The organism is Burkholderia sp. BCC1640, assembly GCF_902833125.1.
GTDB lineage: Bacteria > Pseudomonadota > Gammaproteobacteria > Burkholderiales > Burkholderiaceae > Burkholderia > Burkholderia diffusa.
Map to the genome: position 1 here is coordinate 91,728 of NZ_CADFEF010000013.1, position 23,331 is coordinate 115,058.

Sequence of the window (23,331 nt, forward strand, 5' to 3'; positions counted from 1 at the left end):
TCAGAGATCGGGGTAGAGCCGGCCGCGGTTGAAGATGCGCGCGGGATCGAACGCCGTCTTCAGCCCGCGGTGAATCTTCATCAGCGGCGCGGGCAGCGGCGTGAACACGCCCGCGCTGCGGTCGTAGGATTCGCCCGCGCGGAACAGCGTCGCATGGCCGCCGGCCTGCTTCGCGCTCATGCGCACCGTCTGCGCGTCGGCGTCGGTGATCCACCAGCGCTGCGCACCGCCCCATTCCATCAGCTGGGTGCCAGGCAGGTGCATCGGTTCGGTGATCGACGGCAGCGCGAGGCGCCACAGCGCATAGCCGGGCGGAATGCCGTTGAAGAACGGATCGGTATGCTCGCGCAGGCCGGCCCAGAAGCGCTCGGCCTCGACCGCGTCGACGACTTCTCCGCCGAGCAGCGTCTTCGCCGATTTCACGGCGGCCTCGGCGCCCGACAGCCGCAGCACCAGCGTGCCGTTGCGCCAGGCGCTCGCGCTGACCGGCAGCGGATGGCCGCCCCATTCGTTGAGCTTGCGCACCGCGTCGGTCGCGGTCATCTCGAACTTCAGCGTGACTTCGGCGACCGGCACCGGCAGCACCTTGATCGACAGGTCGAGCATCAGCCCGAGCGTGCCGAGCGCGCCGGCCATCAGCCGCGACACGTCGTAGCCGGCGACGTTCTTCACGACCTGCCCGCCGAAGCGCAGCACTTCGCCGCGTCCGTTCATCAGCGTGACGCCGAGCACGAAATCGCGCGGCGCGCCGCAGGTCGCGCGGCGCGGGCCGGCGAGGCCCGCCGCGATGCAGCCGCCGACGGTGGCCGCGCGGCCGAAATGCGGCGGCTCGAACGCCAGCATCTGGCCGCGCTCGGCGAGGACGGTTTCAAGCTGCGCGAGCGGCGTGCCCGCGCGGACCGTGACGACGAGCTCGGCCGGGTCGTACGACACGATGCCCTGAAACGAGCGCGTGTCGAGTATTTCGCCGTCCAGCGCCTGGCCGTACCAGTCCTTGGTGCCGCCGCCGCGAATCCGCAGCGGCCGGCCGTCGGCACTGGCGGCACGGATGCGCTCGGCCCATCCGGCGACGATGTCGTCCTCTTCCATGTTCTGTTGCTGCCTCGTTGTTGTCCGGTCGATTGTACCGGGGTGGCGCGAATCCACATCGCGACTATCCCTAAGCCCCGTATGACGAAGGCATGCCGCCGCCACGCGCGCGGCCGGCACGGGCCGCGCGACTGCGCGGCGCTCAGAAGCGCGGCAGGTCGGGGTGCGGCAGCAGCCCCCCGCGCACGTGCTGGCGGCCGTACTCGGCGCAACGCGCGCGGGTCGGGATGCCCTTGTCGGGATTGAGCAGCCCGGCCGGATCGAACGCGCGCTTGACCGCGAAGAACGCATCGCGCTCCTGCGGCGAGAACTGTACGCACATCGAATTGAGCTTTTCGATGCCGACGCCGTGCTCGCCGGTCACGCTGCCGCCGAATTCCACGCAGCATTCGAGGATTTCCGCGCCGAACTGTTCGGCACGGTGCAGCTCGTCCGGATCGTTCGCGTTGTAGAGGATCAGCGGATGCATGTTGCCGTCGCCGGCGTGGAACACGTTGATGCAGCGCAGCCCGTAGCGCGTCTCGAGTTGCTCGATGCGCGCGAGCAAGGGGCCGATCGCGCGGCGCGGCACGGTGCCGTCCATGCAGTAATAGTCGGCGGAAATGCGCCCGGCGGCCGGAAACGCGTTCTTGCGGCCGGACCAGAAGCGCAGCCGCTCGCTTTCGTTGCGCGATACCTGGATCCGCGTTGCGCCATGTTCGCGCAGCACGGCCGTCATGCGGACGATTTCCTCCGCGACTTCCTCGGGCGTGCCGTCCGATTCGCACAGCAGGATCGCCTTCGCGTCGAGGTCGTAGCCCGCATGCGTGAACGCCTCGACGGCCTGGGTGGCCGGCTTGTCCATCATCTCCAGCCCGGCCGGGATGATGCCCGACGCGATGATCGCGGCGACCGCCTCGCCGCCCTTCACGACATCGTCGAAGCTCGCCATCACGAGCTGCGCGGTCTGCGGTTTCGGGATCAGCTTCACCGTGATCTCGGTGACGATCGCGAACATCCCTTCGCTGCCGATCATCACCGCGAGCAGGTCGAGGCCCGGCGTGTCGAGGCCGAGCGAGCCGAATTCGACGATCTCGCCGTCGATCGTGACCGCGCGCACGCGCATCACGTTGTGCACCGTCAGCCCGTATTTCAGGCAGTGGACGCCGCCGGAATTCTCCGCCACGTTGCCGCCGATCGTGCAGGCGATCTGCGACGAAGGATCGGGCGCGTAGTACAGCCCGTACGGCGCGGCGGCTTCCGAAATCGCGAGGTTGCGCACGCCGGGCTGCACCGTGGCCGTGCGCGCGTACGGATCGACCTCGACGATGCGCGTGAAGCGCGCGAGCGACAGCACGACGCCGTTCGCGATCGGCAGCGCGCCGCCGGACAGGCTCGTGCCCGCGCCGCGCGGCACGATCGGCACTTCCATGCGGCGGCAGATCTGCACGATCCGCTGCACCTGCGATTCGGTTTCGGGCAGCGCGACCGCGAGCGGCAGCCGGCGGTACGCCGACAGGCCGTCGCATTCGTACGGCGCGGTGTCTTCGTCGCGGAACAGCAGGCAATGCGTCGGCAGCACGGCCATCAGCGCCTGCACGACTTCGCGCTGGCGCTGCGCGCGGGTCGCGCTCGACAGTTCGACGGAAGCGTTCATCGGGTCTCCTGCGGGCGGCGCGGCGGCGCGCCGCCATGTCAGCACGTGAAGATCTTGCCGGGATTCATCAGATTGCGCGGATCGAGCGCGAGCTTGATCGCGCGCATCGCGTCGATCGCGTTGTCGCCGTGCTCTTTCGGCAGGAAGCGCATCTTGTGCAGGCCGACGCCATGCTCGCCGGTGCAGGTGCCGCCGAGGCGCAGCGCGCGTTCGACGATCCGGTCGTTGATGCGTTCGGCTTCGTCGATTTCCTCGGGCTTGTCGGGATCGATCAGGATCGCGACGTGGAAATTGCCGTCGCCGACGTGGCCGACGATCGGGCAGGGCAGCGACGACGCGCGCAGGTCGACTTCGGTTTCCTCGACGCACGCGGCGAGTTGCGAGATCGGCACGCACACGTCGGTCGTCACCGCGCGGCAGCCGGGTTTCAGCTGCAGCATCGCGAAGTACGCGTTGTGGCGCGCGGCCCAGAGCCGCGTGCGATCCTCGGGGCGGGTCGCCCATTCGAAGCCCTGGCCGTTGTTCTGGCCCGCGAGCGTCTGCACGAGCTCGGCCTGTTCCTTCACGCCGGCTTCGGTGCCGTGGAATTCGAAGAACAGCGTCGGCGCTTCGGCGAGCGTCAGGTTCGAGTGGCGGTTGATCGAGCGCACGGCGAGCGAGTCGACGAACTCGACGCGCGCGATCGGAACGCCGATCTGGATCGTCTCGATCACGGTGCGCACCGCGTCGCCCATCGACGGGAACGTGCAGATCGCGGCCGACACGGCTTCGGGCAGCGGATGCAGGCGCAGCGTGATCTCGGTGATCACGCCGAGCGTGCCTTCGGAGCCGACGAACAGCCGCGTGAGGTCGTAGCCGGCCGACGACTTGCGCGCGCGCGAGCCCGTCTTCACGACACGGCCGTCGGCGAGCACGGCGGTGAGGCCGAGCACGTTCTCGCGCATGGTTCCGTAGCGCACGGCGTTGGTGCCCGATGCGCGGGTCGCGGTCATGCCGCCGATGCTGGCGTCGGCGCCCGGATCGATCGGGAAGAACAGGCCGGTGTCGCGCAGCGCTTCGTTGAGCGCCTTGCGCGTGATGCCCGGCTCGACTGTGACAGTCAGGTCTTCCGCGTTGATCGACAGCACGCGGTTCATTTCCGACAGGTCGAGCGAGATGCCGCCGCGCACGGCGAGCAGGTGGCCTTCGAGCGACGAGCCGGCGCCGTACGGGATCAGCGGCACGCCGTAGAGCGCGCACAGCGACACGACTTCGCGAACTTCATCGGCGTTGTGGGCGAATACGACGGCGTCGGGCAGTTGCGGATCGAACGGCGATTCGTCGCGGCCGTGATGGGCGCGGACGGCGTCGGCGGTCGACACGCGCTCGCCGAAGGCGGCGCGCAGCGCATCGAGCATGGCGGAGGGCAGCGGGCGGCGCGCGGTGGCCGGCGGGGCAGGGTGATTCACGAATGTCTCCTGACGACTGCTTGTCAAACTTTCGGCCCATTCTACGCTGTAACGCCCGCTGCGCCCGCCGCCGCAGGCTGCGATAATCGCGTTCCTGGGCAACCGGGCCGCATCGCGGCCGCGCACGAGAGGACATTCGCATGGGTAACCGCTTGAGCAAGATCGCGACGCGCACGGGCGACGACGGCACCACGGGCCTCGGCGACGGACGGCGCATCGGCAAGGACAACGCGCGGATCGCCGCGATCGGCGACGTCGACGAACTGAACTCGAACCTCGGCGTGCTGCTCGCCGAGCCGCTGCCGGACGACGTGCGCACCGCGCTCGTCACGATCCAGCACGACCTGTTCGATCTCGGCGGCGAGCTGTGCATTCCCGGCCATGCGGTGCTCGACGACACGCACCTCGCGCGCCTCGACCGGTGGCTCGCCGACTACAACGCGACGCTGCCGCCGCTGAAGGAATTCATCCTGCCGGCCGGCTCGCGCGCGGCATCGCTCGCGCACGTATGCCGGACGGTGTGCCGCCGCGCGGAGCGCTCGATCGTCGCGCTCGGGCGGAACGACGCGCTCAATGATGCGCCGCGACGTTACGTGAACCGGCTGTCGGACCTGCTGTTCGTGCTGGCGCGCGTGCTGAACCGCGCGGGTGGCGGTTCGGACGTGCTGTGGGAGCGCGGGCGCGTCCGCTGACGCGCGGCCGCGTTCTTGCGCACTGCGACAATTTGCCCGGGGGGCCGTCGATTTTTAAAGATGTATCGTATGAGCATGTTTAACGGAGAATACGAACATGACCCACATCACTGCTGACCAGATGGCTCGTGTGAAGGCCACTGCCCCTGTCCTCGCCGTGCACGGCGCGACGATCACGAAGCACTTCTACCAGCGCATGTTCGCGCGCCATCCGGAACTGAAGAACCTGTTCAACCAGACGCACCAGAAGACCGGCAGCCAGCCGGAAACGCTCGCGAAGGCGGTCTATGCATATGCGGCGAACATCGACAACCTCGGCGCGCTCGGCGGGGCGGTGTCGCATATCGCGCACAAGCACGCGAGCCTGAACATCCGTCCCGAGCATTACCCGATCGTCGGCGAGAACCTGCTTGCGTCGATCGTCGAAGTGCTCGGCGACACGGTCGATGCTCAGACGCTCGAGGCATGGCGTGTCGCGTACGGCCAGCTCGCGCAGATCCTGATCGGCGCCGAGGCCGATCTGTACGCGGGCGCCGCGTGGAGCGGCTTCCGTCCGTTCAAGGTCGCCCGCAAGGTGCGTGAAAGCGACGAGATCACGTCGTTCTACCTGACGCCCGCCGACGGCGGCGAGGCGCCGACCTTCGCGCCGGGCCAGTACGTCACGGTGAAGCGTTTCGTCGGCGACCTCGGCGTCGACCAGCCGCGCCAGTACAGCCTGTCCGACGCGCCGCACGGCAAGTGGCTGCGCATCTCGGTGAAGCGCGAGGCCGGCCAGCCGGAAGCAATCCCGGCCGGCAAGGTGTCGACGCTGATGCATGACGGCGTGGAGGAGGGCGCTATCGTCGAAGTGACCGCGCCGATGGGCGAATTCTCGCTGAAGCGCGGCGTCGATACGCCGGTCGTGCTGATCTCCGGCGGCGTCGGCCTGACGCCGATGGTGTCGATGGCATCGACACTGGTCGGCGAAGGCAGTACGCGCGAGGTGCGGTTCGTCCACGCATGCCGGTCGGGCGCGGTGCATGCGTTCCGCGATTGGCTGAACGATACGGTGCGCGAACACGCGAACGTGAAGCGCACGGTGCTGTACGAGCTGGTCGGCCCGAACGACCGGGGCGGCGTCGATCACGACCTCGAAGGGCGCCTGACGCCCGAACGCGTGAAGCAATACGCGCTGGTGTCGGATGCCGACTACTACGTCTGCGGCCCGATCGCGTTCATGAAGGCGCAGCGCGACGCGCTGGTCGCGCTCGGCGTCGCGCCGGCGCGCATCAATACCGAGATCTTCGGCTCGGGCGCGCTCGAGTGAAATCCTGACGGCGGCTGCCCGTCAACGAAAAAAGCCCGGCGCGAGCCGGGCTTTTTCTTGCTGCGCAGGCGGCAGGCCGCGGGCGGCACGCGCCGCCTCGAGCCTGCCGGCGATCAGTTGCCGCTGCCGCGCGCGACGCGCCGTGCCTTCACCGATTCCGCGAGACCTTCGAGCACCTTCACGCTGTCGTCCCACGCAATGCACGCGTCGGTGATGCTCTGGCCGTAGGTCAGCGGGCAGCCTTCCTTCAGGTCCTGGCGCCCCTCGACGAGGTGCGACTCGATCATCACGCCGACGATGCGCTCGTCGCCGGCCGCCACCTGGCGGCCGATGTCCGCGCACACGGGGATCTGGTTCTCGTGCTTCTTCGAGCTGTTCGCGTGGCTCGCGTCGATCATCAGGCGTGCGGCGAGGCCGGCCTTGCCGATGTCCGCGCACGCGGCGTTCACGCTGTCCGCGTCGTAGTTCGGCGTCTTGCCGCCGCGCAGGATCACGTGGCAGTCCTCGTTGCCGGCCGTCGACACGATCGCCGAGTGGCCGCCCTTGGTCACCGACAGGAAATGGTGCGGCTGCGATGCGGCCTTGATCGCGTCGACCGCGATCTTCACGTTGCCGTCGGTGCCGTTCTTGAAACCGACCGGGCACGACAGCCCCGACGCGAGCTCGCGGTGCACCTGCGACTCGGTCGTGCGCGCGCCGATCGCGCCCCACGAGATCAGGTCGGCGATGTACTGCGGGCTGATCATGTCGAGGTATTCGGTCGCGGCCGGCAGCCCCATCTCGTTGATCTGCAGCAGCAGTTCGCGCGCGGTGCGCAGCCCTTCGTTGATCTTGAAGCTGTTGTCGAGGTGCGGATCGTTGATGAGCCCCTTCCAGCCGACCGTCGTGCGCGGCTTCTCGAAGTACACCCGCATCACGATTTCCAGCTCGCCCTTGAAGCGCTCGCGTTCCTTCACGAGCCGCCCCGCGTACTCGATCGCCGCCTTCGTATCGTGGATCGAACACGGCCCGATCACGACGATCAGCCGGTCGTCCATCCCGTGCAGGATGCGGTGCATCGACTGGCGCGAGTTGTAGATCAGCTCGGACGCGGCCTCGGAGCACGCGAATTCTCGGATCAGATGGGCGGGCGGCGTCAGTTCCTTGAGTTCGCGAATGCGGACGTCGTCGGTGTTGTGCGGGGGCATGCTGTTTCTCCTAATTTTGCGGGCGCCGTTCGGTCAGTGCGCGTGCGGCAGATTCATCAATTCAAGCGATTCAGTGATTTCGGTCGGGGCCGCGGGATGCGCTGCGGCGGCGACCGGGTGGCGAAGGGCGAAAAAAAACCGCCGGGTTCGCCGGCGGTTTTTTCGGGAATTTCGGTTGCGCTTTACGCGCCATCAACCCTCTCGATCCGCCAGCGGTCTGAGATGCCAAAAAAAGTAAAAATAAAACTTGGCGGACATGACGGAGATTCGGTTCGTCAAAAAAGTTGATTCGGAATTTATACCCGGTCGCCGGGCCGCTGGCAACCGGGGACGCTCGAAAATGCGGACAATCCGCGCGCTTTCGTCGAAATGCGCGGATTGTCTGCGCCGCGATGCGGTTATGCCGTACCGCCGACCGTCATCTTGTCGATCCGCAGGGTCGGCTGGCCGACGCCGACCGGCACGCTCTGGCCTTCCTTGCCGCACACGCCGACACCCGAGTCGAGCGACATGTCGTTGCCGATCATGCTCACGTACTTCAGCGATTCCGGGCCGCTGCCGATCAGCGTCGCGCCCTTCACCGGGTAGGTGATCTTGCCGTTCTCGATCATGTACGCCTCGGACGCCGAAAACACGAACTTGCCGTTCGTGATGTCGACCTGGCCGCCGCCGAAGTTCACCGCGTACAGGCCGTTCTTGACCGACGCGATGATTTCCTGCGGATCCTTGTCGCCGTTCAGCATGTACGTGTTGGTCATGCGCGGCATCGGCAGCGCCGCATACGACTCGCGCCGCGCGTTGCCGGTGACGGGCATCTTCATCAGGCGCGCGTTCAGCGTGTCCTGGATGTAGCCCTTCAGGATGCCGTCCTCGATCAGCGTCGTGCACTGCGTCGGGTTGCCTTCGTCGTCGATGTTCAGCGAGCCGCGGCGATTCGGCAGCGTGCCGTCGTCGACCACCGTCACGCCCTTCGCGGCGACCTGCTCGCCGATCCGGCCGGCGAACGCCGACGAACCCTTGCGGTTGAAGTCGCCCTCGAGGCCGTGGCCGATCGCCTCGTGCAGCAGCACGCCCGGCCAGCCCGGCCCGAGCACGACCGTCATCGCGCCGGCCGGGGCGGGGCGCGCGTCGAGGTTCACGAGCGCCGCGTGCACGGCGTCGTCGACGTAGCGCGACAGCACTTCGTCGGTGAAGTAGCCGTAGTCGAAGCGGCCGCCGCCGCCGCCGGAGCCGATTTCGCGGCGGCCGTTCTGTTCGGCGATCACCGTGACCGACACGCGCACGAGCGGGCGGATGTCGGCGGCGAGCGCGCCGTCGCTGCGCGCGACCAGCACGACGTCGTATTCGCCGGCAAGCCCCGCCATCACCTGCGTGACGCGCGGGTCGCGACCGCGCGCCATCTGCTCGATGCGCTCGAGCAGCTTGACCTTGGCCGTCGCGTCGAGCGACGCGAGCGGATCGGACGGCAGGTACAGGTCGCGGCCCGAGATGCCCTTCAGCGACGTCGCCGCCTTGATCTTCTGGCGGCCGCCGCCGGCCGCCGCGATCGCCTTGGTGGCCGCGGCCGCCTGGGCGATGGCTTCCGGCGACAGGTCGTCCGAGTAGGCGAACGCGGTGCGGTCGCCCGCGACCGCGCGCACGCCGACGCCCTGGTCGATGCTGAAGCTGCCCGACTTCACGATGCCTTCCTCGAGGCTCCACGCTTCGCTGCGGGTCGCCTGGAAGTACAGGTCCGCGTAGTCGACGCGATGCGTGAAGATGTCGGCGATCGTGCGCGTGAGCAGGCTCTCGTCGAGGCCGTACGGCGTGAGGAGGATGTCCTTCGCCAGCGCAAGATTGCGGATGCCGGGTTCGATGATGTTCATGCGGGTATCGAGGGTTCTCAAAAAGTTGTCGGGTGCGTGCTGGGCAGATGGGTTGGCCGGGCGGCGTTTCAAGCGCCAGGGCGGATCGGATGTTCAGGCCAGCACGCGATGCCGCCACGCGGGCAGGCTCTGGCGCACGTCGGCGATGCGCTGCGGATCGAGCGCGCCGGTCACGACGCTCGCGCCTTCGTCGCGGACCGCGACGATTTCGCCCCACGGGTCGATCAGCATGCTGTGGCCCCAGGTGCGCCGGCCGTTCTCGTGCTTGCCGCCTTGCGCGGCCGCGAGCACGTAACACTGATTCTCGACGGCCCGCGCGCGCAGCAGCATTTCCCAGTGCGCGCGGCCCGTCGTATACGTAAACGCCGACGGCACGACGATCAGCGCGCAGTCGCCCATCCTGCGATACAGCTCCGGAAAGCGCAGATCGTAACAGACCGACAGGCCGACCCGCCCGAACGGCGCGTCGAACGCGACGACCGTGTCGCCCGCGCGGATCGTGCGCGCCTCGTCGAACGATTCGTCGCCTTTCTCGAAGTTGAACAGGTGGATCTTGTCGTAGCGGGCCGCTTCGTGACCGCTCGGGTCGAACACGAGCGTCGTGTTCAGCACGCGATCGGGTTCGGGCGCCTTCAGCGGCAGCGTGCCGCCGATCACCCAGACGCCATGACGGTGCGCCGCCTCCGAAAGGAAGCGCTGAATCGGACCGTCGCGGTAGGGTTCGGCGAGCGCGAGCTTGTCGGTGTCGCGATGGCCCATGAAGCAGAAATACTCGGGCAGCAGCACGAGCTGCGCGCCGTCGCCGGCCGCCTCCGCGATCAGGCGGCCGGCTTCGGCGAGATTGCGTGCGACGTCCGGCGTGCTCACCATCTGCAGCGCGGCGACCCGAAAGGGCGTGGCGGAACGGGTGTGATCGGTCATCGCTGGATCGGTTGCATCATAAATGGGGTGCGGCCCGGCACCTTGCGCGCGTCAGTGGCTCGCCGCATCGGCCGGACCGTGATTCATCTTACCCTGATCGCCCCGCACCCGCTCGATGTGCGGATGCGCCCACGAGCCGGTGATCGCGTAGTCGAGCGCGAACGCGTGCGACAGCGTCTCCGACAGCGCGTAGTTCGCCGCCAGCACGCCGACGCCGAGCAGCGGATTGATGATCGCGGCTGCGATCGCCGCCGTGCCGGCGCCGATCTTCGGCGCGACGTGCGCGTGCAGGTCCTGCGTCTCGGTGCCGAGGTCGACCGCGCCGCGCACGGTCACGTTGGCCGGCGCCGTCGTCATCGAGAAGTCGTCGGTGCGTGCGATCCCGTTCGAGATCCGGCTGGTGCCCGTGATCTTGTCGAACGGCAGTCCCTTGCCGATCACGTCGCGGAAATTCAGCGTCAGGAAGCGCGCGAGACTCTGCAGGCTCAGCACGCCGAGCAGTTTCGCGGCGCCCGGATCGACCTTCAGGATCTGGCCGTGCTCCAGGTCGAGCGCGATCTGGCCGCCGAGCGACGGCAGATCGACCGCGGTCGGGCCGCCGCGCCAACCGACCTTGCCGGTCACCGTGCCGTGGCCGTTCGCCAGCGTGCGCGGCAGGCCGACGAGGTCGAGCAGCGCGCCCGCGTTGCCAACGTCGAGCTTGAAGTCGAACACGCTGCGGCGCGGTGCATCGTTCTCGTCGACACCGCGGGCCAGCGCGCGACGCGACGTGCGCCAGTTGCCGGTCGCCGTCAGCTTCGCGGCCGGGTTCGCCAGCTCGAGCTTGTCGAGCTGCCACACCGGCGCACCGTCTTCCTCGATGTTGCGCGCATTGACGACGAGCCGGCCGATGTCGTGATCGCGTGCAACGACCTGGTCGACGATCAGGTCGACCGACGGCATCGGCCGGTCGGTCGGCGTCGGCAGGTTCATCGCGCGGCCGACGAGGTCGTGCTGGGCGCTCTGCGGAATCACGAGCTTCGCAAGCCGCGCATTCAGCACGCCCGCGCCGTTGTGGCCGCCGCCCGGCGCCCACGACAGGTAGCCGGAGACCTGGTTCGACGCGATGTTCGCCTGCCACAGCTCGTCGATGTGCGACGCGCCGATGATCACGTTTTCCCAGTTGCGCTTGAGCAGCTTCAGCGTGCCGAAGTGGAGCGCGAAGCGCTTCGGCGTGAAGCTCGCGGCGTCGATGCGGGGCGCGGCTTGCGGTTCCGGCGCGCGCGGCGCGTCGTGCTGCAGCGTGCGGGCCAGCGCGAGCCAGGCGTCGGCATCGAGTTCGTCGACGTCGACGGCGGCGCTCACGCCGTCCTGCGGCAGGTCGGGCATCCGGTGGATACCCATCGCGCCGCGCACCGCGCGCAGCGGCTGGCCGGGCGTCGCGTCGAGCAGGTAGGTCGCGGCCACGGGGCCGAGCGTCAGGTCGGCATGCTCGAGGCGCTTGCCGCCCGCCTGGGCGGCCGGCTGCAGCGTGAAGCGGAACGGCATCGGCGTGCCGGCCGGTTTCGCGAACGGCGCCGGGAAGTTGAGCGCGACGCCCGTCAGGTCGGAACGCGCGGTGACCTCCGGCAGACGGCCCGGCGCGCCGCGCACGGCGAGCTGGTACGGTGCGTCGCCGACCACGTGCTCGAGCAGCGCCGCGGCCGTGCCGCGCAGGTTCAGGCCGCGCGCGGCGTCGAGCGCGAGCTTGCCGTCGACGTCCACCGCGTACGGGCCGTGCGACTGGAAGTTGCCGTTCGCGCGGACCGGGCCACCGAGGAAGCGCCCCGACAGGCCCTGCAGCGACGCGCCAGTCTCGGAAAAATGCACGCTGCCGCGCAGCGCGGACAGCGGCGGTACGCCGTCGGCCGACAGCGTGTTGCCGCCGAACGCGAGTGCGCCTTCGACGTGGGTATGCGGATGCGGAACGTGTTGCGGAATCGTGATTTTGAGCGCGAGCGCCGCCGGCCCCTGCGCATCGATTCGCCGGCCGATGTGCCCGCTCATCGCGCCGAGCGAGCTGTTGTCCGCGTAGTCGATCAGGTCCGCGAGCGGGCCTTGTGCATGGCCGTCGATGATGAGCGGCGACTTCGACGGGTTGCCGAGATCGTCGATCCGGCCGGCAACCTTCGTCAGCGCGACGCGTTTGTAGTGCGCGCGCGCGATGTCGAAACGCAGCTTGTTCTGCGCGAGCTCGAACACGCCGTCGATCCCGTCGAGTGCGGGCCAGACGCTCGGCGTGCCGTTCGCGAGCTTGCGCGGCGGGTACGGCGTCGGCTCGAAGCGCCCGCCGGTGAACGGCGCGACGATATGGAACACGCCGGCGTCCGGCTCGTGTTCGAACGGGAATTTCTCGAGCGGGCCGCGGGCGACGATCGACGCGCCCTTGGTCACCTGGCCGTCCTGCAGCGCATGGCCGAGATAGTCGCGCAGGTGCTCGGACATCCCGGTCGGCAGGTAGCGCGGAATGCGTGCTACCGACGCGCGCGCGAAATCCGCGCGCAGGTCGAGCGAGCCGCGGCCGTGGCCGGGGTTCGTGTACGAGCCAGACACCGCGATTTCCGCATCCGGGTTCGCGACGAACAGGTCGGGCAACGTCACGTCGACGCGCGCGTGCTTCTCGCCCGGCGCCGGCGTGATCACCCATTTCGCGTTGCCGCGCAGCCGGTCGAAGGTGAGGCGCGGCTCGTCGAATTCGCCCGGCACCGTGACCGCCGCGTTGACGGTATCGAAGTGCGCGGCGCCGCCCGTCTCGTTCGCGTCGACGCGGCCCCACAGGTTCTCGACGCCCGGCCAGCCGGCGCGCGGATGGCCGCGCGGCGAGAGGCCGGGAGGCGGCTCCTGCGCGGCGAAGCTGATGCCCTGCAGGTCGCCGAGGAAGCGGTAGCGGACGATCGGCGCGGCGCCGGTGCGACGCTCTTCGTCGGCGAGCTCGGCCCGCGCCGGCTTCGCGCGTTCGACCTCGATGTGATAATTCGACACCATCCCGCGCGGGTCGAGCTTGATCAGTTCGTTGCGCAGCCGCGCCGGCAGCGGCAGCCCGCGGATGAACTCGCTGAGGATGCCGAGATCGACGCGGTCGCCGACGACGCTCAGCAACTGCCCCTGGTCGGCGGCCGGCACGCGGTAGCGGGCGGTCAGCGTCGACAGCGCGAGCGAGCGGGCAAGCGGCGTGCCGTCCGGCAGCGGCGGCTGGCCGAGCTCCGCGTTGAAGCGCGTCAGGTGCAGCGTGTAGTCGCGGCCGGTGTCGAGCGCCATGTCCCAGCCGAAGCCGACCGTCGGCACGTCGAGGCGCGGCTGGGTCGGCCGCACGCGCAGCACGACGTCGGCGCCCTGCAGGTCGCCGCCGGCGGAGCGCAGGTGGCCGTTCTCGAAGGTCGCCCAGATCGCGTTGTCGATCCGGCCCGCGTGGATCGTGAGCGGGATGTCGAGATAGCGGCCGAGCGTCTGCAGGTCGACGGGGCCGGTCGACAGATACGCGTCGCCGGTCCAGTTCGTCGGCTTGCCGATCGGCGCGAGCGGCTTGTGCCGGAAACGCGCGCGGAAATCGAGCGGACCGAGCAGCAGGGTGCCGTTCGCAGGCGCCTGTAGCGCGGCCTTGTGCTCGCGACCGTGGTTGAGCACCGCGAGGCGGATGCCGGACAGCGCGAGCTCCGGTGCGTCATGCTGCGCGTCACGCCAGCGCAGCGTGCCGTTGCGCAGCACGATCGCTTCCTGCTTCAGCAGCCACGTGCTGAACGTGTCGTTGCCGCCATGGGTGGTCGCGACGCCGACGCCCGCGATGCTCAGCGAGCCGTCGGCCGCGCGCGCGACGACGAGGTCCGGATGGTCGACGATCAGGCTCGACAGCGCGGGCGACAGCCGCAGCAGCGACATCCACGACAACGCGGCCGTCGCGTGCGGGACCGACAACGCGATCTGGCCGTCACGGCCGCGAATGGTGAGGTTGGCGACTTCGACGCCCGGCTGCATGCCGGACCAGTGGGGGGACAGTTTGCCGATCGAAAGCTGCGCGTGGAGCTTGTCGGACACCGCGCGCTCGATGCGCGGGCGAAATTCGTCGATACGCGGCAGCACCACGTAGCGCAGCCCGAGGAACGCGCCGGCCGCGACGAAGTACGTGCCGATCCCGACCGCCAGCGTCACCCTGAACACGCGACGCAGGACTGGATGATCGTGCTTCGGAGGTCCCGCTTCGGGTTCAGCTAAGGCGGATTCCTGACGGTCGGACATGCGGCGGAAGGGCGGCGATATGGTAGTTTTGCAGACTGACGTTGAAATGTATCACAGGGGTTCGTGCCGGCGGCCGTTGCGGCGGCGCGGCACGGGCTTTCCGGCGCGCGGTTTTCGCGGCGGCGCATCCGCGTCGCGACACCGCGCCGAGTCCACGGGGCCTGTCGGCGGCGGGGCGCGCAAGCGTTCTCCCGCGGCGGCGGGCCTTACCGCCAGGCCCGCTTTTCGATGACCGACGCTTCCGCCCTGATCAGCCCGTCCTACTCCCGCTATATCGCCCGCGCGGTGGCCGCGCGTCCCGCGCTGTCCGACCAGATCGCCGCGTGGGCCGCCGCGCCGCTCGCCCGCGCGCAGCTCGACGCGCGCCTGACCGAACTGCTCGCATCGCCGGCCGGCGCGGCCGCGCCGGGCGACGAGCAACTGAAGCGCGCGCTGCGGCAGTTGCGTGTCGAGGTGTTCGGCGCGGTCGCGGAGCGCGACCTGCGCGGCGTCGCGGACGTCGCCGAGGTGACGTCCGCGATGACAGATCTCGCCGAGGTGGCCGTGCAGCGCTCGCTCGCGCTGCTGTCGGCAGAACTCGAGGCGATGTACGGCGAGCCGCGCGGCGCCGACGGCCAGCGCGTCGTGCTGGGCGTGGTCGGGATGGGCAAGCTCGGCGGCCGCGAGCTGAACGTGTCGTCCGACATCGACCTGATCTTCGTCTACGAGGACGACGGCGAGACGGCCGGCGGCACGCGCTCGCCGCTGTCCACGCAAGAATACTTCACGCGGCTCGGCCGGCGCTTGATCGGCGTGCTGTCCGAAGTCACGGCCGACGGCTACGTGTTTCGCGTCGACATGCGGCTGCGCCCGAACGGCGATTCGGGGCCGCTCGTGTGCAGCCTCGGGATGCTCGAGGAATATTTCTACGTGCAGGGGCGCGAATGGGAGCGCTACGCGTGGATCAAGGGGCGGCTGGTGTCGGAAGGCGACAGCGACGCGGCGCGGCGGCTCGAGTCGCAGCTCGAATCGATCGTCAAGCCGTTCGTGTACCGCCGCTATCTCGACTTCGGCGTGATCGGCGCGATCCGTTCGCTGCATCAGCAGATTCGCCAGGAAGCCGCGCGCCGCGCGTCGATGCGGCCCGACAAGGCCGACGACATCAAGCTCGGGCGCGGCGGGATCCGCGAGATCGAATTCAGCGCGCAGGTGTTCCAGCTGATCCGAGGCGGCCAGGATGCGGAATTCCGCGTGCGGCCGACGCTCGCGGTGCTGCGCCATGCGCAGGCGCGCGGGCTGATCGGCGAGGACGTGCGCGAGCGCCTGACCGACGCCTACAATTTCCTGCGCACGCTCGAGCATCGGCTGCAGTACCGCGACGACGCGCAGACGCACGCGATGCCGGTCGATCCGAACGAGCGCGCGGCGCTGGCCGCGTCGCTCGGCTTTGCCGACTACGCGGCGCTGATGACGGTGCTCGACGGCTACCGCACCTTCGTCGAGGCGCAGTTCGACCAGATCTTTGCCGACAAGGTGAACGGCGGCCCCTGCGCGGCGGGGGAGGACACCACCGCGTCGTGGATCTGGAGCGGGGCGCTCGCCGACGACGGCGAAGACGACACGCTGCGCGCGCGCCTCGACGGCCTCGGCTTCAGCGATCCGGCGACCGTGCTCGCGCGGCTGCGCGCGATCTGGCAGTCGTCGCGCTACGCGGGCCTGCCGGAAAAGAGCCGGCAACGCTTCGACAGCGTCGCGCAACGCGCGCTCGAGGCCGCGCCGCGGATCGACGCCGCGCGCCGCGACGACACCATCGTGCGGCTGTTCGACCTGCTCGAGACGGTCAGCCGGCGCGGCGTCTATCTCGCGCTGCTGACCGAGTATCCGGCCGCGCTCGATCGCGTGCTGTCGGTGCTCGGCGCGACGCGCTGGGGTGGCGGCTACCTGATCCGCCATCCACAATTGCTCGACGAACTGCTCGACGACGAAGCAATCGCCAGCCCGTTCGACTGGCCGGCGTTCAAGGACGCATTGCGGGCGCGCCTGGCGGCCGCCGACGGCCCCGAGCAGCAGATGGATCTGCTGCGGCATGCGCAGCACGCGGAGGTGTTCCGCATCCTGCTGATCGATCTGGCGGGCCAGCTGTCGGTCGAGCACGTGAGCGATCGTCTGTCGGAGCTCGCCGACGCGGTGCTCGACGTGACGATCGAGGTGGTCTGGTCGCAGCTCGCGAAGCGCCACCGCGACGTGCCGAAGTTCGCGGTGATCGCGTACGGCAAGCTCGGCGGCAAGGAGCTCGGCTACGCGTCGGATCTCGACCTGATCTTCCTGTACGACGACCCCGACGAGCGCTCGGCGGACGTCTACACGACCTTCACGCGACGGCTGATCACGTGGCTCACGACCGCGACCGGCGCGGGCGCGCTGTTCGACATCGACCTGCGGCTGCGGCCGAACGGCGAGGCCGGACTGCTCGTGACCGATCTCGACGCGTTCCGCCGCTACCAGCTGCGCGAGGGCGACGCCGCGAACACCGCGTGGGTGTGGGAGCACCAGGCGCTGACGCGTGCCCGCTACAGCGCGGGCGACACGCAGATTGGCGCGGACTTCGAGGCGATCCGCCAGCAGGTGCTGACGACGCCGCGCGACGGGGCGGTGCTCGCGAAGGAGATCGTCGACATGCGCGGCAAGGTGTTCGCCGGCCACCCGAACCAGACGGACCTGTTCGACCTGAAGCACGATCGCGGCGGGATGGTCGACATCGAATTCATCGTCCAGTACTGGGTGCTGCTGCATGCGTCGAGCGATGCCGAGCTGATCCGCAACACCGGCAACATCGCACTGCTGCGCGAGGTCGCCCGGTTCGGGCTGATGGGCGAGGACGAAGCCGAACGCGTCGGCGCCGCGTACCGCAAGTACCGGAAGCTGCAGCACAAGCTGCGGCTCGACGGGATGGAAAAGGCGCGGGTCGATCCGGCGCTGGTGGCCGACGAGCGGGCGGCCGTGACGGCGTTGTGGGAGCGGGTGTTCGGCGCGGTCGAAACGGGGGTTTGAGTCGGGCGTTCGAATCATCGGAGCAGGGCGGGCGCGATCGGGTGGCCGCTGCTGCCGATGAAAAAAGACCGGCGCATGCGCCGGTCTTTTCGCTTTCGGGGGACCCGCGTCAGGCCGCCAGCATTTCCTTCGCGTGTTTGCGCGTCGTCGCGGTGATCTCGAGCCCGCCGAGCATCCGGGCGACTTCCTCGACCCGGCTCGCCTTGTCGAGCGGGACGACCGACGAGACGGTGCTGCCGCGGTCGTCGGCACCCTTCGCGACCTGGAAGTGATGGTCGCCGCGTGCGGCGACCTGCGGCAGGTGCGTCACGCACAGTACCTGTCGGTCACGTCCGAGCTGATGCAGCAGGCGGCCGACCACCTCGGCGACGCCGCCGCCGATGCCCGTGTCGACTTCGTCGAAAATCAGCGTCGGTGTCGGGCTGGCGGCGCTCGCGATCACCGCGAGCGCAAGGCTGATCCGGGCGAGTTCGCCGCCCGACGCGACTTTCGCGAGCGGCCGCAGCGGTACGCCAGGGTGCCCGGCGACTCGGAATTCGACCTGCTCGAGCCCGTGCGGGCCGCCATCGGCGAGCGGCACGAGCGCGACTTCGAAGCTGCCTCCTGCCATCGACAGTTCCTGCATGCCCGCCGTGACGGCCGTGCCGAGCGCCTTCGCGGCCTGCGCGCGCGCCTTCGACAGGTGTTTCGCGTCGGTGAGATAGGCTTCCCATGCCTTGGCCTGCGCGGCTTCGAGCGCGCCGAGATCGGCGGCTGCGTCGAGCGCGGCGAGCTGCGCGCGGCGTGCCGCATGTTCCTCGTGCAGCGTGTCGGGCGGCAGCCGGAACTTGCGGGCGGTCGAGTGCAGCGCGTCGAGGCGCGTCTCGACCTGCGCGAGCCGGGCCGGGTCGAGATCGAGGCGCTGCGCGTAGTGCGACAGCGAATAGACGGCTTCCTGCAGCTGGATCTCGGCCGGTTCGAGCGATGCGAGCGCGTCGCCGAGCCCCGTGTCGTAGTCGGCCAGGCTGCGCAGTTTCGACACGATTGCGCCGAGCTGCGGGAGCATCGCGTCGTCGGCCTCGGACAGCGCGTTGAGCGCACCCTGCACGCCGGCGATCAGGTTCGCCGAATGCGACAGGCGCTTGTGCTCGCTGCCGACTTCGTCCCATTCGCCCGGTTGCGGTGCGAGCTTGTCGAGCTCGGCGAGCTGCCATGCGAGCTTCTCGCGTTCGAGCTGCAGTTCGCGCTCGTGCGCCTTCGCGGCGTCGATCGCCTGCGTCGCGTCGCGCCAGACGCGCCACGCGCGTGCGACGTTCGCGGCATCGGCGACGAGCCCCGCGTGCGTGTCGAACAGCTCGCGCTGCGCATCGGGACGCATCAGCAACTGGTGCGCGTGCTGGCCGTGGATGTCGACCAGCATCTCGCCGAGCTCGCGCAGCTGCGCGAGCGTCGCGCTGGTGCCGTTGATGAATGCGCGCGAGCGGCCGTTCGCGTCGATCACGCGGCGCAGCATCACGGTGTCCTCGGCGTCGAACGCGTGTTCGTCGAGCCAGCGCGCGACGCGGTCGTGCGGCGTGAATTCGGCGGTGATGTCGGCGCGGCCGCAGCCGGCGCGCACGACGCTCGCGTCGGCGCGTTCGCCGAGCGCGAGGGCGAGGGCGTCGATCAGGATCGATTTGCCGGCGCCGGTTTCGCCGGAAAAGACGGTGAAGCCGCTATCGAATTCGAGATCGAGCGCGGCGACGATGACGAAGTCGCGAATCGAGAGGTGGCGAAGCATGGTGTCGGGCTCAGGTGCGTCAGGACGCCTTGTCGTCTTCGTTCGATGCGTGTTCATTCCAGTGCAGCTTCTTGCGCAGCGTCGCGTAATAGCTGTAGCCGACCGGATGCAGGAACGGCACCGTGTGCTTCGAGCGGCGCACCTCGATCGTGTCGTTCAGCTCCAGCGCGGTAAACGACTGCATGTCGAAGTTCACGTTGACGTCGCGGCCGCCGACGATCTGGATCGCGATCTTCGAATCGTCGGGCAGCACGATCGGCCGGTTCGACAGCGCATGCGGCGCGATCGGCACGAGCACGATGCCCTGGAGTTGCGGGTGCAGGATCGGCCCGGCCGACGACAGCGCGTACGCGGTCGAGCCGGTCGGCGTGGCGACGATCAGGCCGTCCGAACGCTGGTTGTACATATACCGGCCGTCGACCGACGCACGCAATTCGACCATCCCGGAAAAGCCGCTGCGGTTCACGACGACGTCGTTGAACGCGAGTGCGTGGTAGATCGGTTCGCCGTCGCGCACGATCCGGGCCTCGAGCAGCGAGCGCTCCTCGCGCTCGAACTTGCCCGACAGGATCACCGGGACGCGCGCCTGCATGTCGGCCGCCGCGATGTCCGTGATGAAGCCGAGCCGCCCGTGGTTGATCCCGATCAGCGGTGTCTTGTACGGCGCGAGCTGGCGGCCGATGCCGAGCATCGTGCCGTCGCCGCCGAGCACGACCGCCACGTCCGCGCGCGCGCCGATTTCCGCCGGAGTGAGCGCCGGATAGCCGGAGATGCCGATCTCGCGCGCGGTTTCGGCTTCGAACACGACCTCGAAGCCGAGCTTCGCGATGCAGCCAGCCAGCGTGGCGAGCGGCTCGGCGATGCCGGGCGTGTTGCTCCGGCCCACGAGCGCGACAGTATTGAACTGATTACCGGTTTTCATGCCGGCATTACACCATAGCTCGTTGACGAAAAGAACCGGCTGTGTGAAGACGGGGCCGGATCGGTCAGCCCGCGCGACAGTGGCCGCGGCCACTCGCCGTGCTCGCGCGGTTGCGCTAAAATTTTCCACCATGCTAGATCCTCGCGCACGAACCCTCCTGAAAACCCTGATCGAACGGTATATCGCCGACGGTCAGCCGGTCGGCTCGCGCACGTTGTCCCGTTACTCGGGGCTCGAGCTGAGCCCGGCAACGATCCGCAACGTGATGTCCGACCTGGAGGAGCTCGGCCTCGTGTCGAGCCCACACACGTCGGCCGGCCGCGTGCCGACGCCGCGCGGCTATCGCCTGTTCGTCGACACGATGCTGACGGTCGAGGCGCCGATCGATGCCGAGGCCGTTGCGCGCCAGGTGCAGAACACGCTGCAGGCCGGCGAACCGCAGCAGCGGGTAGTGGCCGCAGCGGCGAGCGTGCTGTCCAACCTGTCGCAGTTCGCGGGTGTCGTGCTGACGCCGCGCCGCAGCCACGTGTTCAAGCAGATCGAGTTCATGCGGCTGTCGGACAAGCGCATCCTGCTGATCATCGTCACACCTGAGGGCGACGTGCAGAACCGGATGCTCGCGACGCCGCGCGACTATTCGCCGTCGCAGCTCACCGAGGCGTCCAACTACATCAACGCGCATTTCGCCGGGCTGTCGTTCGACGAGGTGCGCCGCCGCCTGCGCGACGAGATCGACCAGCTGCGCGGCGACATGACCACGCTGATGCACGCGGCCGTGACGGCCAGCACCGAGGTGCCCGACACCGAGGACACCGTGCTCATTTCCGGCGAGCGCAACCTGCTCGAAGTGGCGGATCTGTCGTCCGACATGGCGCGGCTGCGCAAGCTGTTCGACGTGTTCGACCAAAAAACGGGCCTCCTGCAATTGCTCGACGTGTCGAGCCACGCCCAGGGCGTGCAGATCTTCATCGGCGGCGAATCGACGCTGGTGCCGATCGAGGAAATGAGCGTCGTGACCGCGCCCTACGAGGTGAACGGCCAGATCGTCGGCACGCTCGGCGTGATCGGCCCGACCCGCATGGCGTACAACCGCGTGATCCCGATCGTCGACATCACCGCTCGGCTGCTGTCGCTCACGCTGAGTCAGCAATAACCCGAACCGACACCGTTCCGCCATCGTGCCGCGACGCCGCGTGCGCCGCCAGTCGGCCGAACGGCCAGCCGACCCGAGCGAGGCGGCCCGCTATAATTGAGGGCCGTCCGACTGCGTGCCCCGAGCACGTTCCTGCCCATGCGTTTCGATCTTGAACCGCCTTCGAGCGTTGCGGCCGCCCATCGCATCGGCGTGCTGCTGATCAATCTCGGCACGCCCGACGCCCCGACGCCGCGCGCGGTGCGGCGCTATCTGGCCGAATTCCTGTCGGATCCCCGCGTCGTCGAAATCCCGCAGGTCGTCTGGCAGGTGCTGCTGCGCACGCTGATCCTGCCGCTGCGCGGCCGCGCGTCCGCGAAGAAATACGCGGCCGTCTGGATGCCCGAGGGCTCGCCGCTGCGCGTGTACACCGAGCGCCAGACCGAAGGCGTGCGCCACCTGCTCGCATCGAACGACTACCAGGTGACGGTCGACTACGCGATGCGCTACGGCAGCCCGGGCATTGCGCAGGCACTCGCGCAGTTCAAGCGCGCAGGCGTCGAGCGCGTGCTGCTGATGCCCATGTATCCGCAATACTCGGCGTCCACCACCGCGACCGCATTCGATGCCGCATTCGCCGCGCTCGCGCGGATGCGCAACCAGCCGGAAGTGCGCACGGTGCGGCAATATGCCGACCATCCCGCCTACATCCATGCGCTCGCCGAGCAGGTGCGCCAGTACTGGGCGCAGCACGGCCGGCCCGACTTCGCGGCCGGCGACAAGCTCGTGCTGAGCTTTCACGGGGTGCCGAAACGCACGCTCGACCTGGGCGACCCCTATCATGAACAGTGCCAGCAGACGGGCGCGCTGCTGATGGCCGCGCTCGGGTTGTCGACGCTCGAGTGCCGCGTGACGTTCCAGTCGCGCTTCGGCAAGGCGGAGTGGCTGCAGCCGTATACGGCGCCGACGCTGCGCGAACTCGGTGAGGCCGGCGTGCGGCGGGCCGACGTGTTCTGTCCCGGTTTTACGGCCGATTGTCTGGAGACGATCGAGGAGATCGGGATGGAGGTGCGCGACGAATTCATCGCAGGCGGCGGCCAGGCCTTCCACCGGATTCCGTGCCTGAACGGCGCGCCCGCGTGGATCGGCGCGGTGGGCGAGATTGTCGCCGAGAATCTGCAGGGCTGGCCGGTGAAGGCCGCACAGCCCGAAACGGTGAGTTGAGCGCGATGAACTACAAGATTTCGACGGAACCCGGCGCGAAGCTGCGCATCGACAAATGGCTATGGGCAGCGCGCTTCTTCAAGACGCGCTCGCTCGCGTCCGACGCGGTCGACAAGGGCCACGTGAAGATCGGCGGTGCGGCGGTCAAGCCGGCGAAGGACGTGCGCGTCGGCGACGAGGTCGAGATTGCGATCGACGGTATCGTCTGGCACATTGCCGTGCTGGGCATTTGCGACGTGCGCGGGCCCGCGAGCATCGCGCAGACGCTTTATGAGGAAACGGAAGCGGGGCGCGTCGCGCGGCTCGCCGAACTGGAGCGGCGCCGCACGTATCGCGAGCCGGCGGCGGAACTGCACGGCCGGCCGACCAAGCGCGACCGGCGCATCATCGACAGATTTTCTGGTGGGAGCTGAACATCTGGTCGAACGTCGCCCGCGCGCTTCCGTATTCGGTCGTGCGGTCGGTCACGGCTCCGGACAGGCAGATGGTGGTGGTGCCGGCAATCAGTACCAGCGCGACCACCGATATGGCAAAGGTCAGTTTCACGGTACTCGCCTCGATGGGACGGTGAATGCAGCGCCAGGTGGATGTCAGGCGGCGGTAAGCTAGGGTAAACGCGCTTTCTCGACGCTTGAGTGGAGTGTAGTGCAGCCCCCTGTGCCGGGCTAGTACTTGCCTGGTAAGCGTTGTTACAGGCCGTTTCGTCCAATCTGGCGACAAATGCGCGCAATCGGGCGACGCGCAGCGCGGTTGTTTCGCGGTATTGGCGAATGCCGGCGAATAACCCTCTTGAAATCGCAGTTTTCGCCCTTATTTGCACCAACAATGTGCGGTGCCGCCGGCATACGGTCCGGCGGTTGCCGATTTGG

Annotated in this window: 17 protein-coding genes; 7 read left to right on the forward strand and 10 right to left on the reverse strand. The window is 68.8% G+C overall.

Annotated elements, in window-relative coordinates:
* The 3 genes from glcE to HWX25_RS16240 form a co-directional block, all read right to left on the reverse strand.
* The gene (glcE, locus tag HWX25_RS16230) at window positions 1-1,089 is read right to left on the reverse strand and encodes a glycolate oxidase subunit GlcE (protein ID WP_059820470.1); all 1,089 of its coding nucleotides are present in this window, start codon (window positions 1,087-1,089) and stop codon (window positions 1-3) included.
* Window positions 1,090-1,231: 142 nt separating this feature from the next.
* Window positions 1,232-2,725: an FAD-linked oxidase C-terminal domain-containing protein gene (locus tag HWX25_RS16235; protein ID WP_059535522.1), complete on the reverse strand. Its 1,494-nt coding sequence runs from the start codon at window positions 2,723-2,725 to the stop codon at window positions 1,232-1,234.
* Window positions 2,726-2,763: 38 nt separating this feature from the next.
* Window positions 2,764-4,173, reverse strand: a complete 1,410-nt coding sequence (locus HWX25_RS16240) for an FAD-linked oxidase C-terminal domain-containing protein (protein ID WP_175909125.1) — start codon at window positions 4,171-4,173, stop codon at window positions 2,764-2,766.
* 140 nt (window positions 4,174-4,313) lie between these two features.
* Between HWX25_RS16240 and HWX25_RS16245 the strand changes: the two genes are divergently transcribed.
* Window positions 4,314-4,865, forward strand: coding sequence for a cob(I)yrinic acid a,c-diamide adenosyltransferase (locus HWX25_RS16245; RefSeq protein WP_175909127.1), 552 nt, complete (start codon window positions 4,314-4,316; stop codon window positions 4,863-4,865).
* Between the two features lie 97 nt (window positions 4,866-4,962).
* On the forward strand, window positions 4,963-6,171 hold the full coding sequence (gene hmpA, locus HWX25_RS16250) for an NO-inducible flavohemoprotein (RefSeq protein ID WP_175909129.1): 1,209 nt from the start codon (window positions 4,963-4,965) through the stop codon (window positions 6,169-6,171).
* 113 nt (window positions 6,172-6,284) lie between these two features.
* On the opposite strand, the gene aroG is transcribed toward hmpA, so the two are convergent.
* Complete coding sequence (gene aroG, locus HWX25_RS16255; RefSeq protein ID WP_059465445.1) at window positions 6,285-7,358, reverse strand: 3-deoxy-7-phosphoheptulonate synthase AroG; 1,074 nt, start codon at window positions 7,356-7,358, stop codon at window positions 6,285-6,287.
* A 42-nt stretch (window positions 7,359-7,400) separates the two neighbouring features.
* Between aroG and HWX25_RS16260 the strand changes: the two genes are divergently transcribed.
* Window positions 7,401-7,646 (forward strand): hypothetical protein, encoded by a 246-nt coding sequence (locus tag HWX25_RS16260; RefSeq protein WP_175909131.1) that lies wholly within the window; start codon window positions 7,401-7,403, stop codon window positions 7,644-7,646.
* A gap of 110 nt (window positions 7,647-7,756) precedes the next feature.
* Here the strand turns inward: HWX25_RS16260 and tldD are convergent, their stop codons facing one another.
* The 3 genes from tldD to HWX25_RS16275 form a co-directional block, all read right to left on the reverse strand.
* Window positions 7,757-9,223, reverse strand: a complete 1,467-nt coding sequence (gene tldD, locus HWX25_RS16265; RefSeq protein ID WP_059451318.1) for a metalloprotease TldD — start codon at window positions 9,221-9,223, stop codon at window positions 7,757-7,759.
* 93 nt (window positions 9,224-9,316) lie between these two features.
* Window positions 9,317-10,144, reverse strand: coding sequence for a carbon-nitrogen hydrolase family protein (locus HWX25_RS16270; RefSeq protein ID WP_059535399.1), 828 nt, complete (start codon window positions 10,142-10,144; stop codon window positions 9,317-9,319).
* 51 nt (window positions 10,145-10,195) lie between these two features.
* A complete protein-coding gene (locus tag HWX25_RS16275) occupies window positions 10,196-14,395 on the reverse strand; it encodes a YhdP family protein (protein WP_175909132.1) in 4,200 nt (1,399 codons plus the stop codon).
* Between the two features lie 228 nt (window positions 14,396-14,623).
* On the opposite strand from HWX25_RS16275, the gene glnE reads away from it, so the two are divergent.
* Window positions 14,624-17,425, forward strand: a complete 2,802-nt coding sequence (gene glnE / locus HWX25_RS16280; protein ID WP_175909134.1) for a bifunctional [glutamate--ammonia ligase]-adenylyl-L-tyrosine phosphorylase/[glutamate--ammonia-ligase] adenylyltransferase — start codon at window positions 14,624-14,626, stop codon at window positions 17,423-17,425.
* Window positions 17,426-17,534: 109 nt separating this feature from the next.
* Here the strand turns inward: glnE and recN are convergent, their stop codons facing one another.
* Together recN and HWX25_RS16290 are read right to left on the reverse strand one after the other, a co-directional pair.
* Window positions 17,535-19,184, reverse strand: a complete 1,650-nt coding sequence (gene recN, locus HWX25_RS16285) for a DNA repair protein RecN (RefSeq protein WP_059820476.1) — start codon at window positions 19,182-19,184, stop codon at window positions 17,535-17,537.
* Window positions 19,185-19,203: 19 nt separating this feature from the next.
* Entirely contained in the window at window positions 19,204-20,106 is a 903-nt protein-coding gene (locus tag HWX25_RS16290) for an NAD kinase (protein WP_059535408.1), read from the reverse strand.
* 130 nt (window positions 20,107-20,236) lie between these two features.
* On the opposite strand from HWX25_RS16290, the gene hrcA reads away from it, so the two are divergent.
* The 3 genes from hrcA to HWX25_RS16305 all read left to right on the forward strand — a co-directional run bounded on the left by hrcA (window position 20,237) and on the right by HWX25_RS16305 (window position 22,875).
* Window positions 20,237-21,259, forward strand: a complete 1,023-nt coding sequence (hrcA, locus tag HWX25_RS16295) for a heat-inducible transcriptional repressor HrcA (RefSeq protein WP_011544637.1) — start codon at window positions 20,237-20,239, stop codon at window positions 21,257-21,259.
* Window positions 21,260-21,397: 138 nt separating this feature from the next.
* Window positions 21,398-22,462: a ferrochelatase gene (hemH, locus tag HWX25_RS16300; RefSeq protein WP_059535410.1), complete on the forward strand. Its 1,065-nt coding sequence runs from the start codon at window positions 21,398-21,400 to the stop codon at window positions 22,460-22,462.
* Between the two features lie 5 nt (window positions 22,463-22,467).
* The gene (locus HWX25_RS16305) at window positions 22,468-22,875 is read left to right on the forward strand and encodes an RNA-binding S4 domain-containing protein (RefSeq protein WP_175909136.1); all 408 of its coding nucleotides are present in this window, start codon (window positions 22,468-22,470) and stop codon (window positions 22,873-22,875) included.
* Here the strand turns inward: HWX25_RS16305 and HWX25_RS16310 are convergent.
* Window positions 22,847-23,008 (reverse strand): hypothetical protein, encoded by a 162-nt coding sequence (locus tag HWX25_RS16310; RefSeq protein WP_006476841.1) that lies wholly within the window; start codon window positions 23,006-23,008, stop codon window positions 22,847-22,849. The genes HWX25_RS16305 and HWX25_RS16310 overlap by 29 nt on opposite strands.
* Window positions 23,009-23,331 lie beyond the last annotated feature (323 nt).